The organism is Microbacterium sp. K24, assembly GCF_004794465.1.
Lineage (GTDB): Bacteria > Actinomycetota > Actinomycetes > Actinomycetales > Microbacteriaceae > Microbacterium.
Window position 1 is genome coordinate 1 of record NZ_SSDJ01000086.1, and the last position, 14,779, is coordinate 14,779.

Sequence of the window (14,779 nt, forward strand, 5' to 3'; positions counted from 1 at the left end):
GGGCGATCGCGACGCGCTGCCGCTGGCCGCCGGAGAGCTCGTGCGGTCGGCGCTCGGCGAAGCTCTCCCCCGGTGTGAGGCGCACCCGCTCCAGCAGCTCGACGGCGCGCGCACGCACCTCGGCGCTGCTGAGCTTCGGGTGATGCAGCCGGATCGGGCGCTCGAGGTGATGCACGATCGTGTGGAAAGGATTCAGCGAGGCGAACGGATCCTGGAACACCATCTGCACATCCGACCGGTAGCGCTCCAGTGCCCGGCCGCGCGTGCCGGACGGGGCGCCGTCGAGCAGGATCTCGCCGCTCGTGGGCGTCTCCAGCTTCATCAGCATCCGGGCGATCGTGGACTTGCCCGATCCCGACTCCCCGACCAGTGCGACCGTCCGCCCCGGCTCGAGCGTGAAGGACACGTCCTTCACCGCATGCAAGGTCGTCGTCTTGAACCCGGAACGCAGGTGGAAGTCCTTGGTCAGGTTCCGCGCTTCCAGCGTGCCCGTGCCGCGCGCGGCATCCGTCTGAACGCTCATCGCGTGCCCTCCTGGCTGACGCCTGTGCGGACGAAGTCGCCCCGATCGCCCTTCAGCGACGGGAAGCTCGACAGCAGCTTCCTCGTGTACTCGTGCTGCGGGGTGCGGTAGATCTCCTCCGCCGTGCCCTGTTCGACGATCTGCCCCTGCAGCATCACCGCGATCCGGTCGCTGATCTCGATCAGCATCGGCAGGTCGTGCGTGATGAAGATGACGGCGAACCCGAGCCGCTCGCGCAGTCGCATGATCTCTCGGATGATTCCCCGCTGCACGACCACGTCGAGTGCGGTCGTCGGCTCGTCCATGATCATGACCTGCGGGTCGAGCGCCAGGGCCATCGCGATCATCATGCGCTGACGCATGCCGCCGGACAACTCGTGCGGGAAGCTCGTCAGTCGGGAGGGATCCACCCCGACGAGGGTCAGCAGCTCCTCGGCGCGCGCGGTCTTGTCCTTGCGCGACATGCCGGGGCGGTGCGTGTCGAAGATGTCGAAAATCTGCGCCTTGACGTCGATCACCGGGTTGAGCGAGTTCATCGCCCCCTGGAAGACCATCGAGATCTTGTCCCATCGGAACGCCCGCAGACCGTCACCGTCGAGACCCACGATGTCGATGTCGTGGCCGTCGCGGTCGTGGAAGACGATCTCGCCGCTGGTCATCAGCGCCGGCGCCTTGAGCAGGCGGTTCATGCCGTAGGCGAGGGTCGTCTTGCCGCAGCCCGACTCACCTGCCAGGCCCAGGATCTCGCCCCGGTGCAGCGTCAGCGAGACGTTGCGCACCGCCTTCACCGGCGGATCGACCTCGTACTCGATCGACACGTTCGTCGCGGTCAGCACTGCCTCGGTCACGCGGTGACCCCCTTGATCTTCGCGGCCTTGCGCACGCGGCGGGCGGCATCCGGCGCGTTGCGGAGCTTCGGGTTGATGACCTCGTCGATCGCGAAGTTGATGAGGGCGAGGCCCGCGCCGAGGATGGCGATCATCAGCCCTGGCGGCACGAACCACCACCACGCTCCGCGGCCGAGCGCCTGACCCGACTGGGCGTCGTTGAGGATCGACCCCCACGTGATCGAGGAGTTCGGTCCGAGACCGAGGTACGACAGGCCGGCCTCGCCGAGGATCGCGAAGATGATGGCGAAGAGGAACTGCGCCGTCAGCAACGGCAGGAGGTTCGGCATGATCTCGACGAGGATCACGCGGAACGACCGCTCGCCGGCGACCTTCGACGCGTACACGTAGTCGCGGGTGCGCAGCGAGCGCGTCTGGAGGCGCAGCACGTAGGCCGCTCCCGCCCAGGAGGTGATGCCGAGCACGAAGGCGACGAGCTGCCAGCTGCGCTGCGGCACGAACGAGGCGATCACCATGACGAGCGGGAGTCCGGGGATCACGATCATGACGTTGGTGAGGAGCGCGAGCGCATCCTCACGCCAGCCGCCGAGGTAGCCCGCGAGGACGCCGAAGATGAGCGACAGCACGATCGCGATGCCGCCCGCGACCACGCCGATGAGCAGGGAGCCCTGGGCGCCGATCGCGAGCTGGGCGAACATGTCGTTGCCGAGCTTGGTGGTGCCGAGCCAGTGCTCGGCCGAGGGCGCCTGCAGCGCGGGGTTCGCGGTGCTGCGCGGATCCTGCGAGAAGATCGGCGCGAGGATCGCGAACAGCACGATCGCCAGCACGAGGATCGAGCCGACGACGAACTTCGGCGAGGTGCTGGGGAGCACGCGACGTTTGCGGCCCTGCTGCGTGGCCAGCGAGACCGTGCTGGCCGGCGCTGTCATCGGCGCCTCCTCGACGGTGAGGAGCCCGGCGGTGTTCTGCGGATCAGACATTCTGGCGAGCCCTCGGGTCGATGAAGCCATAGACGAGGTCCATGAAGAAGTTGGCGGCGAGCACCGTGATCGTGATGACGAGGAAGAGCCCCTGCATCAGCGAGTAGTCGTTGTTGGTCACGGCCTGGAACATCAGCTTGCCGATGCCGGGGTAGGTGAACACCTGCTCCATCACGATGGAGCCCGCCACGACGAAGCCCAGGGTGATCGAGAAGCCGGCGATCGACGGGATCGCGGCGTTCCGGGCCGCGTACGTGGTCATGATGCGCCGCGGGCGGAGCCCCTTGGCCTCGGCGGTGAGGACGTAGTCCTCCGCGAGGGTGGCGACCATCATGTTGCGCATGCCGAACATCCAGCCGCCGACCGAGCTGATCACGATCGTGAGCGCAGGGAGGATCGAGTGGGCGAAGGCATCGGAGAGGAACGCCCAGGTCGGTTCGGGGCCGTTCGGGAAGTCGAAGACGTCGTACCCGCCGAAGAGCGGGAACCAGCCCAGCCCGACCGCGAACACCGCGACGAGGATCAGGGCCATCCAGAAATAGGGGATCGACTGGAGCACGGTCGTCGCGGGGATCAGATGATCGACCCAGGTTCCGCGCTTCCACCCCGCCCAGGCTCCGAGCACGATGCCGAGCAGGAACGAGATGATCGTCGTGGTGCCCACGAGGACGAGCGTCCACGGGATCGCGCCGGCGATCAGCTCCGTCACCGGAGTGGGGAACTTCGTCACCGAGACCCCGAGGTCCCCCTGGAACATGCGGCCCCAGTAGGCGAGGTACTGCTCCCACAGGGAGGAGTCGTCGCCGCCGAGCAGCAGCTTGATGTTCCGGATGGTGGTCTCGGAGATCTCGCCGCCGGCCCGCTGCATCTTGGCGATCATGATGTCGGCGGGGTTCCCCGGCATGAGACGGGGAAGCAGGAAGTTGATGGAGATCGCGGCCCAGAGCGTGAACGCGTAGAACCCGATTCTTCGTGCATAGAACTTCATGTCACTTCTTCCTGACCTCCTGCTTCCCCGTCCCTTCTGCTTATCCGACCGGCTTCAGCTGCGTCAGGACGTAGCCTGCCGCGATCGCACCCCAGGACGGCGGGAAGGCGTACAGGTCCTCCTCCGTCGGCCAGCCCGTGTAGTCCTTCGTGTTGTAGAAGGTCTGGGTGGCGTTGATCACGAGCGGGATGTAGGGCAGGTCACGGACGATCTCGGTCTGGATCGTGCCGTACAGCTCCTTCTTGGTCGCCTCGTCGTCGGTGCTGATCGCGGCCTGGATCGCGGTGTCGACCACCGGGTTGTCGTACCGGCTGAAGTTCCAGCGTCCTGCCGGGACCTCGGTGCCGACGGCGCTCGTCGACTGGACGGCCGTTCCGCCGAACCAGTCGCGGTAGATCTGGAACGGGTCGGCGACCGAGGTGCCGATCATGCCGCCGACGATGAGCTGGAACTCGCCGCCCTGACGCGAGTCCGAGAACTCCTGCCACTGGACCGTCGACGGAGTGATCTTGATGCCGGCGGCAGCAGCCTGTTCGGCGATCAGCTTCGCGGCGTCGTTGTAGTCCGTCCAACCGTCGACCGAGGTCAGCGTGAGCTCGAGCGGCACACCGTCCTTCGCGTAGAAGTCGCCGTCCTTGACGTAGCCGGCGGCCTCGAGGATCTCCCCCGCCTCGGCGGCGTTCGCCTCCTGCGGGCTGACCTCGTTCGCGGAGTCCGCGACCCACTTCTCGTCGCGCGGGAGGAGGGCGTAGGTCGGCGAGATGTCGCCGGTGAGGCCGACGAACGCCTTGTCCTTGATGGTGGCGCGGTCGATCGCCGCGTTGAGCGCCTGACGCACGGCGACGTCGGTCTGCGGACCGGTGCAGCCGAGCTCGGCGTTGGAGCAGGTGTAGAGGACCGTCGGGTCCTGCGGGGTGTTGACCCAGTCGATCGCGCCGTTGGCGGTCACGTCATCCGGGTTCGGGATGAACATGCCCGTCCAGTCGAGCTCTCCGGCCGCGAGCAGGTCCTGCGCGGTCTGGTTGTTGTCGACGGCGATGTACTGGACCTTCTTGACTCCGAGCTTGTCGGCGTCGCGGAAGTTCTCGTTCGCGACGAGGGTGTAGGACTCGCTGGTGGTCTTGTCGACGACGTAGGCGCCGGAGCCGACCGGCTCCTCGTTCGCGAAGTTCGCAAAGTCGGTGACATCCGCCCAGATGTGCTCGGGCAGGATGTAGGTCGATCCGAGGCGCTGGAACTCGGTGGTGTACTGCGCGGCCGAGTAGGTCAGCACGACGGTGGTGTCGTCGGTGGCCTCGGCGGACACGAGTCCGTTGCCCTCGGGGTTGTTCGCCTCGTAGTTGAAGGAGAATGCGACGTCCTTCGCGGTGAGCGGCTCTCCATCGCTCCACTTGAGGTCGGGCTTGATGGTGATCGTGATCACCGTGCCGTCCTCGTTGTACTCGTACGAGTCGCCGATGAGCCCCACCGGCTCGGAGTCCGACGTCTTGTTGAAGAAGAACAGCGGCTCATAGATGGGTCCGAGCGCGCCGTGGAGCACGGTCGGTGCGAACGGGTTGTAGTTCGCGGTGATCGGCGTCTGGCTGCCGGCCCACACACGGAGGGCCCGGTCGCCGTCGGCGTTGCCGTCGTCGCCGCTGCCGCCGGTGCCGCAGGCGGTGAGGCCCAGGGCGAGGACGGATGCCCCTGCGACGGCGGTGAGCGCGATCTTGCGCTTTCCGTTACGGATCATTCTTCTGTTTCCTCTCGGTGCTGCACTGCAGGAGGGATCCTCCGGATGGAGGGGTTTGTTAGGACAGTAACCTAACAAACCCCTCCACGGCGGACAAGCCTTCTTCCGAGCGGAAGATAACGTTTCGGACTCGACGAGAAAAACCGTCATCTGCGCGCACTAAGAGTCGCGAGGACACTAAGATCGATGACGGAGGTTAAGGTAGTCATGACTCAAACTCGCGGCATCCGGGTCGCCGTCTCGACGGTGATCCTCACGCTGCGTCGCGCGGAGAACGGCGACGCGGTGCTCGCGCTGCCGCTCGTGCTGCGCACCCGTGAGCCGTTCGCCGATCAGTGGGCGCTGCCCGGCGGCTGGCTCACCGCCACCGAGTCCCCCGTCGACGCCGCGGCACGCACGCTCGCCGAGACCACCGGACTCGCACCGAGTTATCTCGAGCAGCTCTACGCCTTCGGCGCCGTCGACCGCTCCCCCACACGCGTCGTCTCGATCGTCTACTGGGCCCTGCTCCGGCAGGACGACGTCGTCGCGCAGAGCGCCGCGCACCTGGCATCCGGTCGAGCCCCCGAGAACGTGCAGTGGTTCGACATCGCAGCCCTCCCGTCTCTCGCCTTCGACCACGCCAAGATCGTCGAGTACGCCCTCTGGCGGCTGCGCAACAAGGTCGGCTACAGCCGCGTCGCGCACGGGTTCCTCCCCGCCGAGTTCACCCTCGCCGATCTGCGCGAGGCGTATGAGGCGATCCTCGACAAGCAGCTGGATCCCGCCAACTTCCGCCGCCAGGTCGAGGCGGCGGGCAATCTGCTCCCCACCGACCGCTTCCGCACCGGAAGCCACCGACCTGCACGTCTGTACCGCTACAACACCGATGTCGAGCTGGCCGACCGCGGCCCGCTCGGTTCCGAAGAAACGAGCACCCGATGAGCATCACCTTCGTCCCCACGCCCGCGGTTCCGGCGCTGGATCCCTCCGTGGACCACGCGATCCAGGCGATCGTCGGCGGCGCGTCGACCGACGCCACCTGTGCGACCGACCTCGCCGCCGGCCCCTGGGACTTCGACTCCCGCCCCGGCTACGGTCCGGGCTCCTCGATGGGAGATGTCATCCCGACCGGAGCCCCACGCCAGGGCGAGCTCCCCTCCGCGTACCGCGAGGCGGATGAAGACGAGCTCCACGCGCGCATCGCCGCCGCGAAGGCGACTCTCGGCGACCGTGTCGTGATCCTCGGCCACTTCTACCAGCGCGAGGAGGTCGTGCGGCACGCGGACTACGTCGGCGACTCCTTCCAGCTCGCGACAGCCGCCAAGGGCAGGACGGATGCCGAGGCCATCGTGTTCTGCGGCGTCCACTTCATGGCCGAGACCGCCGATCTGCTCTCGCAGCCCGAGCAGGCCGTGATCCTGCCGAACCTGGCGGCAGGATGCTCCATGGCCGACATGGCCGACATCGACCAGGTCGAGGAGTGCTGGGAGCAGCTCGCCGACGTGCTCGGCGACCTCGACACCCCGGACGCCGACGGCCGGGTGCCCGTCATCCCGGTCACGTACATGAACTCCTCCGCCGCGATCAAGGGCTTCGTCGGGCGGCACGGCGGCATCGTGTGCACGTCGTCGAACGCCGAGACGGTGCTCGAGTGGGCGTTCGAGCGCGGGCAGCGCGTGCTGTTCTTCCCCGACCAGCACCTGGGTCGCAACACGGCGAAGGCGATGGGCGTTCCTCTCGAGCAGATGCCGATGTGGAACCCCCGCCGGCCGCTGGGCGGATCGTCGGCCGCGGAGCTCGTCGACTCCCGTGTGATCCTCTGGCACGGCTTCTGCTCGGTGCACCGACGGTTCACCGTCGCGCAGATCGACCAGGCGCGCGCCGAGCACCCCGGGGTTCGCGTCATCGTGCACCCGGAGTGCCCGATGGAGGTCGTGGATGCCGCTGACGAGGCCGGATCCACCGATTACATCCGTCGGGCGATCGACGCCGCCACCGAGCCCACGACCTTCGCGATCGGGACCGAGATCAATCTCGTGCGCCGCCTCGCGGCCCAGTACCCGCAGCACGAGATCTTCTGCCTCGACCCGGTCGTGTGCCCATGCTCGACGATGTACCGCATCCACCCGGGATACCTCGCCTGGGTGCTCGAGGAGCTCGTCGCGGGACGCACCCCCAACCGGATCACCGTGTCCGCCGACGTCGCCGATCCCGCCCGCGTGGCCCTGGAGCGGATGCTGGCGGCGAAGCCGCCCGCGAACACCGCGGCGAAGCCGCCGCTGACGGCGGCCGGAGCACGATGAACGTCCTCGTGGTCGGCTCCGGTATCGCCGGACTCACGGCCGCCCTCCACGCGCAGGAAGCCGGGCACGCCGTCACGGTCGTCACCAAGGGCGAACTCGGCGACGGCAGCACCGGCTACGCGCAGGGCGGCGTCGCCGGCGTGTACGGCGCGGGCGACTCCGCAGAGCAGCACGCGGCGGACACGGTGGCCGCCGGCGCCGGTCTCTCCGATGTCGCGGCCGTCGACGCCCTCGTGGCCGACGGCGCGGAGCGCATCGCCGAACTGATCTCCCGGGGCGTCGCCTTCGACCGCGACGCGGACGGTGTGCTGATGCTCGGACGCGAGGCCGCCCACAGCCACTCCCGCATCGTGCACGCCGGCGGCGACGCGACCGGAGCAGCCATCTCCCGCGCGTTCGTGGCCGCGGTGCGCCGCTCACCGATCCTCGTCATCGAACACGCGTTCGTGACGGAGCTCATCGCGACCGGCGGTGCCGTGCGCGGCATCCGTCTCCTGATCGACGACGCGTCGGCGCCGGCATCCGCGTCCGCACTCTCGGCCGATGCGGTCATCCTCGCGACGGGCGGGGCCGGTCACCTCTACGCGCACACCACCAATCCGGCGGGGACGACGGGCGACGGCATCGCCGCTGCCCTGCGCGCCGGCGCCGCGGTCGACGACCTGGAGTTCGTCCAGTTCCACCCGACGATCCTCGCGACGGGCGCCGCCTTCCTGATCTCGGAGGCCGTGCGGGGCGAAGGAGCGACCCTGATCGACGACGACGGACGACGATTCGTCTTCGACAGCCACCCCGACGGCGAGCTCGCCCCGCGCGATGTCGTCTCCCGGGCGATCGCACGGCGGGCAGCGGCGCAGGGTGCGCCCGTGCGGCTGGACGCGACGATGCTCGGTCGCGAGACCCTGGCGAGGCGGTTCCCGACGATCGACCGGGTGACGCGGGAGCGCGGCTTCGACTGGTCGACCGAGCCGATCCCCGTGACACCGGCCGCCCACTACCTGATGGGCGGCGTGGTCACCGACCTGCACGGCCGCAGCACGATCCCCGGACTCTTCGCGGTCGGCGAGGTCGCGCGCACCGGCGTGCACGGGGCGAACCGGCTCGCCTCGAACTCGCTGCTCGAGGGCGCGGTCTTCGGCGCTCGGGCAGCCGCGGCGCTCGGCGAGCCGTGGCCCGACTCACCCTCGCTCTCGGCGCCGTATCCGCGCGATCCCGCGCCCGCATCGCGGGAGTATCGCGACGGGAACGAGAGGGCGCCGTTCACCCGCGCAGCTCTGCAGAAGCTGATGTGGGACCACGTCGGTCTGCTGCGGTCCGACGAAGGGCTCCGATACGCCCTCGACACCCTTCGGGCGTGGCGGGCCGCCGCGACCGAGCCGCGCACCGTCGCCCAGCATGAGGATGCGAATCTGCTGCTGCTCGCCGAGGCCACGGCATCCGCCGCCCTCGCGCGGACGGGTTCGGTCGGCGCCCACTACCGGCTCTCGGATGCCGAGATCCGCACCACCGCACCGATCCTGGAGACCGTCTGATGCTCACCCCCGCCATCCTCACGCGCGTCGTCGGCGCTGCTCTCGAAGAGGACGCTCCTTGGGGCGACCTCACCAGCACGACGCTGCTGCCCGCCGAGGCGACGGCCACCGCCGACCTCGTCGCCCGCGAGGCGGGCGTGTTCAGCGGCGGTGAGGTCTTCACGACCGCCTTCGCCCTGACCGATCCCGCGTTGATCGTCGACCTCCACGTCGGCGACGGCGACGAGTTCTCCCCCGGCGACGTGCTCGCCTCGGTGTCGGGCTCGGCGCGCAGCATCCTCACCGCCGAACGCGTCGCGCTGAACTTCACCCAGAGGATGAGCGGCATCGCCACGCTCACCGCCGCCTACGTGCGCGCGATCGAGGGCACCGGCGCACGGATCGCCGACACCCGGAAGACCACCCCGGGGCTGCGCGCGTTCGAACGGCATGCCGTGGCGTCCGGCGGGGCGCGCAACCACCGCTACTCGCTGTCGGATGCCGTGATGGCGAAGGACAATCACCTCGCCGTGCTGAAGCGCTCGGGAGCCGACCTCGCCACCGCTCTGCGCGAGGCGCTGTCACGGCTGCCGCATACCACCCACGTGGTCGTCGAGGTCGATCGGCTCGATCAGATCCCGGCGGTCCTCGACGGCGGCGCGCACACCGTGCTGCTCGACAACTTCTCCCTCGACGAGCTGCGCGAAGGTGTCGCCCTCATCGGCGACCGGGCGACGGTCGAGGCCTCGGGCGGCGTGAACCTCGAGACCGTCGGCGACATCGCCGCGACGGGCGTCGACGTCATCTCCGTCGGTGCGCTCACGCATTCGGCGCGGGCGCTCGACCTGGGCCTGGATCTGCGGATCGACTGAGCCCGTGCCGTACCTGGACATGCTCTATTTCGACCACGCCGCCACCTCTCCCGTCCGTCCCGAGGTGCTGGAGGCGATGCGTCCGTACCTGACCGGGGTGTTCGGGAATCCGTCCAGCCACCACACGGCCGGCGAGGCCGCGGCGCGCGCGCTCGACGACGCCCGCGCGCGAGTCGCCGCGGTGCTCGGCATGCGCCGCAGCGACGTGGTCTTCACGGCGGGCGGCACCGAGGCCAACAATCTCGCGGTCAAGGGAATCGTCCTGGCCGCCCTCGAGCGGAACAGGCGGCACCTCGTCGTGTCGCCGATCGAGCACGAGTCGATCCTCGAATCGGCCGAGTACCTCCGGCGCTTCCACGGGGTCTCGGTCACGATGCTGCCGGTCGACTCCGCCGGACGGATCGACCCGGAGGCGCTCGATGACGCGATCCGCGACGACACTGCACTCGTCTCCGTCGGGCACGCGAACAACGAGATCGGCACGATCCAGGATGCGGCGGCGCTGGCGACCGTCACCGGGGCGGCCGGCGTTCCCCTGCATCTCGACGCCGTGCAGTCGGCGGGGTGGCTGCCGCTGCGCGACCCCGGTGCGGACGCCGTGTCGATCGCGGGACACAAGCTCGGTGCGCCGAAGGGCATCGGGGCGCTCGCTGTGCGCGGACGCGTGCCGCTGGAGCCCCTGCTGCACGGCGGAGGGCAGGAACGCGGACGCCGCTCCGGCACCGAGAACGTCGCCGGAGCTGTGGCGCTCGCGACGGCCCTCGACCTCGCCGAGGCCGAGAGGACGAGCGTCGCCGCCGTCGTCGCCGCCGCGACCGGACGATTCATCACCGGCGTGCTCGCGTCGGTGCCCCAGGCGACGCTCACCGGCGATCCCGTGCGCCGGCTGCCCGCCACGGCGAGCTTCACATTCGCGGGAACGAGTGGCGAGTCGGTGCTGCTGGAGCTCGAGCGGCGCGGTGTCATCTCCTCGAGCGGCTCGGCGTGTGCGGCGGGCAGCGATGAACCTTCGCACGTGCTCCTCGCCTGCGGCATCGCCCCGGACGTCGCGCAGACGTCGGTGCGCTTCACGTTCGGACGGGAACCTCTCGTCGCCGATGCCCCGGAGCGTCTCGCGGCGCTCGTCGCGGAATCCGTGCGGGCGGTCTCCGGCTGACGCACGGCCATAGACTCGGCTGGTGACTGCATCCGCCCCGATCGTGACGATGATCGTCCCCGGACGCGACATCGCCGCGTTCGCTCCGGCCGCGCTCGATTCCCTGCGGACGCAGACCGAGCAGCGCTGGCGCGCGATCCTCATCGACGACGGCTCGACCGATGCGACCGGGGCGATCTTCGCCGCGGCCGCCGACGACGACGCGCGGTTCTCGGTCGTCCGGCACGCGGCATCCCGCGGCCTGGGCGCCGCCCGCAACGTCGGACTCGCGCTCGTCGACACCCCGTTCGTGGGCTTCCTCGACGGCGATGACGAGCTCGCATCCGACGCGCTGTCGCGTCTGACCGGCACACTGGCCGAGACCGGGAGCGACTTCGCGGCCGGCGCCTACGTGCGCCTGCGTCCCCACGGCGACTCCTACAACGCCGGGCGTGTGCAGCCCTGGATCGCGGCGGCCACCGATCCTGCGCGGCTCCGCACGTCTCTCGCTCAGCATCCGCGAGCGGTGTCGAACATCGTGGCCTGGTCGAAGGTGAGCCGCACCGACTTCTGGCAGGACCTCCGCTTCCCCGAGGGCGTCGCCTACGAGGACCAGATCGTCGCCCAGCAGATGTACACGCGGGCCCGGTCGTTCGATGTGATCCCCGACGTCGTCGTGCGGTGGCGAGTGCGCCCCGACGGCACCTCGATCACGCAGGGGAAGTCGCAGCTTCCCGTGCTGCGCGACTATCTCGCGGCCCTGCGCGGCGGCATCCGTGTGCTGCAGGATGCCGGCCATCGAGCGGCCGTGACCGCGCGGCTCGACCTCATCCTCGCGATGGACATGCCGTCGCTGCTCGACATCGCGGCCACCCACGACGACCCCGCCTACGCCGCGGAGGTCGCCGCCTTCATCGACGAGCTGGAGGCACTGCCCGAGTTCGCCGACGCCTCCCCCGACGAGGCCATCGCGGCGGCGCTCTCCTGGTGAACGAACGAGAACGGTGAATCCATGAACGACTATCTCGCCTCCCTCTTCTCGCTCGAAGGTCGCACGGCCGTGGTGACCGGCGGCAGCTCGGGCATCGGCCGCGGAATCGCGACGGCGCTCGCCCGCGCCGGCGCGTCGACGGTGATCGTGGCCCGAGGCCGCGAGCGGATCGACGAGACCGTGCGAGAGCTCGAGGCGAGCGGATGCCGCGTCGCCGGCGTCGTCGGCGACCTCGGCACCCGCGAGGGGATCCACGCGCTCGCGAACGCCGCGATCGAGCCTTTCGGCGAGCCGGACATCCTGGTGAACTCGGCGGGCATCAACATCCGGCCGTCCTACGCCGAGATCACCGAGGCGGACTGGGATGCGACGATGACGGTCAACGCCCTCGCACCGTTCCTGCTGGGACAGCGCTATGCCCAGGGCATGGCGCAGCGCGGCTACGGCCGGCTCATCCACATCAGCTCTCAGCAGGCGCACCGCGCCTTCGTCGGCAGCGGCATCTACGGAGCGTCGAAGGGTGCCGTGGAGTCGCTTATGCGTTCTGAGGCCGAGGCCTGGGGCGGCACCGGTGTGACGAGCAACACGCTCGTGCCGGGATTCGTGCTCACCCCGCTCAACGCCCGTCTGCAGGAGGACCCCGAGAAGATCGCCGCTCTGGCGGCCCGCACGATGATCGGGCGCAACGGCCTGCCGAGCGACTTCGCCGGCGCTGCGGTGTTCCTGGCCGGCGCCGGCTCGGGCTACGTCACCGGCCACTCGCTGTTCGTGGACGGCGGGCTCTCGGTGCACTGAGCCTGCTCGGGGCGGCGGTCCCGGCTGTTCAGTTCTCCGGTGGGTACACCCGCTCGTCGACGCGGGGGTCGGCGAGCAGCGGGACCGCTGCGGTCAGCGCGGCCACGGCATCCGCTCCGGCCGAATCGACCGGAGCACGATCGGCGCGACGCTGCTCGAGCGCTGCTCGGAGGCCGCCGGTGACCGACTCCTCGACGACCGGCTCGGTGGCCAGCACGCGGGAGGCCGCGACCTGCTGTGCGGCGAGTTCCGCGTACAGACCGTCGCGGGCGAGGAGTTCCGAATGCGTGCCCGACTCGACGATCTTGCCGGCCTCGACGACATGGATGACGTCGGCCCCCATGACCGTCGACAGCCGATGCGCGATCGACAGAGTCGTGCGGCCCTTCGCCGCCTCGTCGAGAGCTTCCTGCACGACGCGCTCCGACACCGTGTCGAGGGCCGATGTGGCCTCGTCGAGGAGCAGCACCGGCGGATCCTTGAGCAGCACCCGCGCGATCGCGATGCGCTGCTTCTCCCCGCCGGAGAGCCGGTACCCGCGTTCGCCGACGATCGTGTCGTACCCGTTCTCGAATCCCGCGATGATGTGGTGGATGTTCGCCGCCTCGCAGGCGGCGATGAGCTCCTCCTCGGTCGCCCCGGGGCGCGCGTACATGAGGTTCTCGCGGATCGTGGCGTGGAACAGGTAGGTCTCCTGCGACACGATGCCGACGTTGTCGATGATCGATTCCTGCGTCAGGGAGCGCACGTCGGCGCCGGCGAAGAGCACGCTCCCGCCCTTCGCCTCGTACAGACGGGGCGCGAGGTACAGGATCGTCGTCTTGCCCGCGCCCGAGGGACCGACGAACGCGACGTGCTTCCCGGGCTCGGCGACGAACGACACGCCGTCGAGCGTCGGTCGGGCGTCGGCCGACGCATCCGGGTAGCGGAAGACGACGTCCGAGAACTCGATGCGTCCGCGCGGGCCGGGGGCCTCGTCGACCGAGATCGCGTCGGGAGCATCCTCGATCTCGGGCACGAGATCGAGGTACTCGAAGATCCGGGCGAACAGCGCCGACGACGTCTGCAGATCGAGCGACACCCGCATGAGCCCCATCAGCGGCATCAGCAGTCGAGCCTGCACGGTCGTGAACGCGACGACGGTTCCGGCCGTGATCGCGCCCGTGCCACCCGCGATCAGGTAGCCCGAGACCAGGTAGATGACGGCGGGCACACTGGCCATCAGCACCTGGACGACGGCGAAGAAACCCTGGCCGCTCATCGCCCGGCGCACCTGCAGCACGACCTGGTTGCGGTTCTCGGCCTGATATCGCGCGGACTCTGTGCGCTGCCGGTTGAACGCCTTCGACAGCAGCATTCCCGAGACGCTCAGCGTCTCCTGCGTGATCGAGGTCAGCTCCGACAGCGATTCCTGGGTCTCGCCCGCGATGCGCGCGCGCACCTGTCCGACGCGGCGCTGCACGAAGATCAGGAACGGCATCAGCACGACCGCGATGAGGGTGAGCCGCCAGTCGATGATGATCATCGCCACGAGCGAGGCGACGACGGTCACGACGTTCCCCAGGATGCTGGTGACCGTGTTGGTGAGGACGCCCGAGACCCCGCCGACGTCGTTCTGCAGCCGCGACTGGATCACGCCCGTCTTGGTGCGGGTGAAGAAGCCGAGTTCCATGGCCTGCAGGTGCTCGAACAGCTTCACGCGCAGGTCGCCCGTCACGCTGTTGCCGACCGTCGCCGTCAGCCACGTCTGCGCGACGCCGAGCATTGCCGAGAACAGGAACAGCCCGACCATCGCCGCGACCAGCCAGGCCAGCAGCTCGAGCTGCGGGCCGCCGCCGTCGACCGGGAAGAGCGCATCGTCGAAGATACGCTGAACGATCAGCGGCGGGATCACGGCGATGGCTGCGCCGGCCACCACGAGGATGCCGGTGAAGAAGATCCGCCAGCGGTACGGCCGGAACAGCGCCACGACCCGCGCGCCCAACCCGCTGATGCGCGGCGCCTCGGCGTTCTGCCTCCGCTGCGCGTTCTCGTCGACGCCGCGGAAGCCGCCGCCGCGCCCTCCGCCGCCCATACCGCCGCCCATGCTCATGGCGCCAGCGTACTCAGCGCGGCGGAC

The 14,779-nt window shown here is 69.5% G+C and carries 13 protein-coding genes; 7 read left to right on the plus strand and 6 right to left on the minus strand.

Annotated elements, in window-relative coordinates:
- The 5 genes from DW306_RS06530 to DW306_RS06550 all read right to left on the minus strand — a co-directional run.
- Positions 1–523, minus strand: a 523-nt coding sequence (locus DW306_RS06530; protein ID WP_136054807.1) for an ATP-binding cassette domain-containing protein, incomplete at its 3' end; no start/stop codon positions are given.
- Positions 520–1,371: an ABC transporter ATP-binding protein gene (locus tag DW306_RS06535; RefSeq protein WP_136054808.1), complete on the minus strand. Its 852-nt coding sequence runs from the start codon at positions 1,369–1,371 to the stop codon at positions 520–522. The genes DW306_RS06530 and DW306_RS06535, both read right to left, overlap by 4 nt.
- Positions 1,368–2,351 carry an ABC transporter permease gene (locus DW306_RS06540; RefSeq protein WP_136054809.1) on the minus strand — a complete coding sequence of 328 codons (984 nt, stop codon included), beginning with the start codon at positions 2,349–2,351 and terminating at the stop codon, positions 1,368–1,370. The genes DW306_RS06535 and DW306_RS06540 overlap by 4 nt, the downstream gene beginning before the upstream one ends.
- Positions 2,344–3,339: an ABC transporter permease gene (locus DW306_RS06545; protein ID WP_136054810.1), complete on the minus strand. Its 996-nt coding sequence runs from the start codon at positions 3,337–3,339 to the stop codon at positions 2,344–2,346. The genes DW306_RS06540 and DW306_RS06545 overlap by 8 nt, the downstream gene beginning before the upstream one ends.
- Before the next feature lie 40 nt (positions 3,340–3,379).
- A complete protein-coding gene (locus DW306_RS06550) occupies positions 3,380–5,071 on the minus strand; it encodes an ABC transporter substrate-binding protein (protein WP_136054811.1) in 1,692 nt (563 codons plus the stop codon).
- A 207-nt stretch (positions 5,072–5,278) separates the two neighbouring features.
- On the opposite strand from DW306_RS06550, the gene DW306_RS06555 reads away from it, so the two are divergent.
- From DW306_RS06555 to DW306_RS06585, 7 genes are read left to right on the plus strand one after another with little or no spacing between them, the layout of a single operon-like run.
- Positions 5,279–5,995, plus strand: coding sequence for an NUDIX domain-containing protein (locus DW306_RS06555; RefSeq protein WP_136054812.1), 717 nt, complete (start codon positions 5,279–5,281; stop codon positions 5,993–5,995).
- On the plus strand, positions 5,992–7,356 hold the full coding sequence (nadA, locus tag DW306_RS06560; protein ID WP_136054813.1) for a quinolinate synthase NadA: 1,365 nt from the start codon (positions 5,992–5,994) through the stop codon (positions 7,354–7,356). The genes DW306_RS06555 and nadA overlap by 4 nt, the downstream gene beginning before the upstream one ends.
- Positions 7,353–8,888: an L-aspartate oxidase gene (nadB, locus tag DW306_RS06565; protein WP_136054814.1), complete on the plus strand. Its 1,536-nt coding sequence runs from the start codon at positions 7,353–7,355 to the stop codon at positions 8,886–8,888. The genes nadA and nadB overlap by 4 nt, the downstream gene beginning before the upstream one ends.
- Positions 8,888–9,739 (plus strand): carboxylating nicotinate-nucleotide diphosphorylase, encoded by an 852-nt coding sequence (nadC, locus tag DW306_RS06570; RefSeq protein ID WP_136054815.1) that lies wholly within the window; start codon positions 8,888–8,890, stop codon positions 9,737–9,739. The genes nadB and nadC overlap by 1 nt, the downstream gene beginning before the upstream one ends.
- A gap of 19 nt (positions 9,740–9,758) precedes the next feature.
- Positions 9,759–10,895, plus strand: coding sequence for a cysteine desulfurase family protein (locus tag DW306_RS06575; RefSeq protein WP_136054910.1), 1,137 nt, complete (start codon positions 9,759–9,761; stop codon positions 10,893–10,895).
- Positions 10,896–10,917: 22 nt separating this feature from the next.
- Positions 10,918–11,865 carry a glycosyltransferase family 2 protein gene (locus DW306_RS06580; protein ID WP_240747100.1) on the plus strand — a complete coding sequence of 316 codons (948 nt, stop codon included), beginning with the start codon at positions 10,918–10,920 and terminating at the stop codon, positions 11,863–11,865.
- 21 nt (positions 11,866–11,886) lie between these two features.
- Positions 11,887–12,660, plus strand: a complete 774-nt coding sequence (locus DW306_RS06585) for an SDR family oxidoreductase (protein WP_136054816.1) — start codon at positions 11,887–11,889, stop codon at positions 12,658–12,660.
- Positions 12,661–12,688: 28 nt separating this feature from the next.
- Here DW306_RS06585 and DW306_RS06590 read toward each other — a convergent pair whose 3' ends face one another.
- Positions 12,689–14,746 (minus strand): ABC transporter ATP-binding protein, encoded by a 2,058-nt coding sequence (locus DW306_RS06590; protein ID WP_136054912.1) that lies wholly within the window; start codon positions 14,744–14,746, stop codon positions 12,689–12,691.
- Between the last annotated feature and the right edge of the window lie 33 nt (positions 14,747–14,779).

What these genes read in the sequence shown, in the direction of transcription:
- nadB (WP_136054814.1), top strand. Translation starts at nt 7,353, where the DNA reads ATGAACGTCCTCGTGGTCGGCTCCGGTATCGCCGGACTCACGGCCGCC.
- DW306_RS06555 (WP_136054812.1), top strand. Translation starts at nt 5,279, where the DNA reads ATGACTCAAACTCGCGGCATCCGGGTCGCCGTCTCGACGGTGATCCTC.
- DW306_RS06575 (WP_136054910.1), top strand. Translation starts at nt 9,759, where the DNA reads ATGCTCTATTTCGACCACGCCGCCACCTCTCCCGTCCGTCCCGAGGTG.
- nadA (WP_136054813.1), top strand. Translation starts at nt 5,992, where the DNA reads ATGAGCATCACCTTCGTCCCCACGCCCGCGGTTCCGGCGCTGGATCCC.
- DW306_RS06550 (WP_136054811.1), bottom strand. Translation starts at nt 5,071, where the DNA reads ATGATCCGTAACGGAAAGCGCAAGATCGCGCTCACCGCCGTCGCAGGG.
- DW306_RS06540 (WP_136054809.1), bottom strand. Translation starts at nt 2,351, where the DNA reads ATGTCTGATCCGCAGAACACCGCCGGGCTCCTCACCGTCGAGGAGGCG.
- DW306_RS06585 (WP_136054816.1), top strand. Translation starts at nt 11,887, where the DNA reads ATGAACGACTATCTCGCCTCCCTCTTCTCGCTCGAAGGTCGCACGGCC.
- DW306_RS06590 (WP_136054912.1), bottom strand. Translation starts at nt 14,746, where the DNA reads ATGGGCGGCGGTATGGGCGGCGGAGGGCGCGGCGGCGGCTTCCGCGGC.
- DW306_RS06545 (WP_136054810.1), bottom strand. Translation starts at nt 3,339, where the DNA reads ATGAAGTTCTATGCACGAAGAATCGGGTTCTACGCGTTCACGCTCTGG.
- nadC (WP_136054815.1), top strand. Translation starts at nt 8,888, where the DNA reads ATGCTCACCCCCGCCATCCTCACGCGCGTCGTCGGCGCTGCTCTCGAA.